The 1909-nt window shown below is 70.1% G+C and carries 3 protein-coding genes and 1 pseudogene; 2 read left to right on the top strand and 2 right to left on the bottom strand.

The window, feature by feature from the left end:
* Positions 1 to 169: pseudogene (locus I5I_RS17520) on the bottom strand (asparaginase); the annotation flags it as partial.
* A gap of 65 nt (positions 170 to 234) precedes the next feature.
* Between I5I_RS17520 and I5I_RS06625 the strand changes: the two are divergent.
* Positions 235 to 1026: an MBL fold metallo-hydrolase gene (locus I5I_RS06625; RefSeq protein ID WP_036317886.1), complete on the top strand. Its 792-nt coding sequence runs from the start codon at positions 235 to 237 to the stop codon at positions 1024 to 1026.
* Entirely contained in the window at positions 1023 to 1535 is a 513-nt protein-coding gene (locus tag I5I_RS06620) for an OsmC family protein (protein ID WP_036317880.1), read from the top strand. The genes I5I_RS06625 and I5I_RS06620 overlap by 4 nt, the downstream gene beginning before the upstream one ends.
* On the opposite strand, the gene I5I_RS06615 is transcribed toward I5I_RS06620, so the two are convergent.
* The coding region (locus I5I_RS06615) for a lysophospholipid acyltransferase family protein (RefSeq protein WP_036317887.1) at positions 1504 to 1909 on the bottom strand (406 nt) is incomplete at its 5' end. The genes I5I_RS06620 and I5I_RS06615 overlap by 32 nt on opposite strands.

Genomic DNA, 1909 nt, shown 5'->3' with positions numbered 1-1909 from the left:
CGCCGAGGCTCAGTTGGACGACGCCCTCGGGGTCCAGCACGATCGCCGCTCCGGCGTGCCGCGACTCGATGAAGCCGCTGCGCTCGACGACGGCGAGTTCCACCGCATCGGTGACGGCGATGGTGCCGGAGGGTGCGGAGGGACGGGACACGGTGAGAGGATCTGACACGCACAAGAGCCTACTTTCTTCGCGTGCCGCGGAACGGGTCGGCTGGGACCACCGAGGAGACGGGGATGCGCCAGCTGGACGAGGTCGCCGATGGGATCTGGGTCGCGACGAGCCGGCGCATGGCCACCACGAGCACCGTCATCGTGGGTGGAGCCGAGGCTCTGCTCGTCGATCCCGCGTGGGACCCGGACGAGCTCGACGCGCTGGCAGCCACGCTGAACGCCCGCGGGCTGCACGTTCGCGCGGGCTTTGCGACCCACGCCCATCACGACCATCTGCTGTGGCACCCGGCGTTCGGGGACGTCTCGCGCTGGGCCTCCGACGCCACTGCCGCGCTCACCGTCTCGCAGCGCGCTGAACTCGTCGCTGCGCTGGACGACGAGGCGCCGCCGTGGTTCGCCGAGCTCATGGGCCGTGTCAACGGCATCGGAGACCGCTTCCCCGCCGACGGTCTGCCGAAGGGGGTGCACATCGTGCCGGTCGTCCACGACGGTCACGCGCCGGGACACACGGCGCTGTGGCTGCCGGAGCGGCGTGTGCTGATCGCCGGCGACATGCTCAGCGACGTCGAACTGCCGCTGCCGTTCTCTCCCGACGACCTGCCGGCCTACCTCGACGCTCTCGACCGGCTCGCGCCGTTCGCGGCGCGCGCCGCGGTGGTCGTTCCCGGTCACGGAAACGTGGGCGCGGATGCGCGTGCTCGCCTCGACGCGGACCGACGCTACCTCGATGACATGATCCGCCGAGGACGCTCCGACGATCCACGTATCGCCAACCCCGGCATGGCCGAGGAGCACGCGCATCTGGCGGAACTGGCGGCCGCGTACCGCGCTGCGGGTGGCAGACTGGCGAGATGATCGGTGAACACCGTTACGCACTGCAGGCGCGGTGGACAGGAAATCGCGGCACCGGAACGAGCGGGTACCGCGACTACGACCGCTCGGTGACGCTGTCGATCGACGGCAAGCCGGCTCTGGAGGCTTCGAGCGATCGTCCCTTCCGCGGCGATCCTTCGAAGTGGAACCCCGAGGACATGCTGCTGGCCGCGCTGTCGGAGTGTCATCTGCTGTCCTACCTCCACGCCTGCGTGCAGGCCGGTGTCGTCGTCGTGTCCTACACCGACGACGCGACGGGGCGGATGACCGAAGACGGTCGAGGCGGCGGCGCCTTCACCGAGGTCGTGCTGCGACCGCGGGTCGAGGTCGCCGCAGCGTCCATGGTCGCCGCGGCTGAGGCCGCACACGCACAGGCGCACGAGTGGTGCTTCATCGCGAACTCGGTCAACTTCCCGGTTCGTCACGACGCCGTCGTCACGGTGGCCCCGGATGCCCCGGTCAGCGGCGTTCGTGCGGAAGGACCTGCTTGAGGCGTTCGACGGGATTGGACGCCGGAGCCTCGTTGTAGGCGTTTGCCAGCTCCTGGCCGGAGAGCGCGTGGATCGCGGCCATGATCTCATCGGTCGCCTGACGGCGGGCGCGCCCGGAGTCGGCGGAGCCGTGATGAGAGAGGTCGAGGGGTTCGCCGAAGCGCACCGTCACCCGCGGGCGCAGGCGGGGAAACTTCGCTCCGACGGGCATGATCTCGTTCGTTCCGACCAACCCCACGGGAATCACGGGTGCGCCGGTCTGCAGCGCGAGGAACGCGACACCGGTGCGGCCTTTGTACAGACGCCCGTCGAGGGAGCGCGTCCCCTCCGGATAGAGCGCGGTCGACCACCCCGCGTCGAGCATCCTCGCTGCT

Origin of the sequence: Microbacterium sp. B24, assembly GCF_000333415.1 — a bacterium.
In the GTDB taxonomy this organism is placed as follows: Bacteria; Actinomycetota; Actinomycetes; order Actinomycetales; family Microbacteriaceae; genus Microbacterium.
This window is presented reverse-complemented; position numbering and strand designations above follow the sequence as displayed.

Excerpts from the sequence above, each read along its gene's own strand:
- I5I_RS06625 (WP_036317886.1), top strand. The coding sequence starts at position 235 with ATGCGCCAGCTGGACGAGGTCGCCGATGGGATCTGGGTCGCGACGAGC.
- I5I_RS06620 (WP_036317880.1), top strand. The coding sequence starts at position 1,023 with ATGATCGGTGAACACCGTTACGCACTGCAGGCGCGGTGGACAGGAAAT.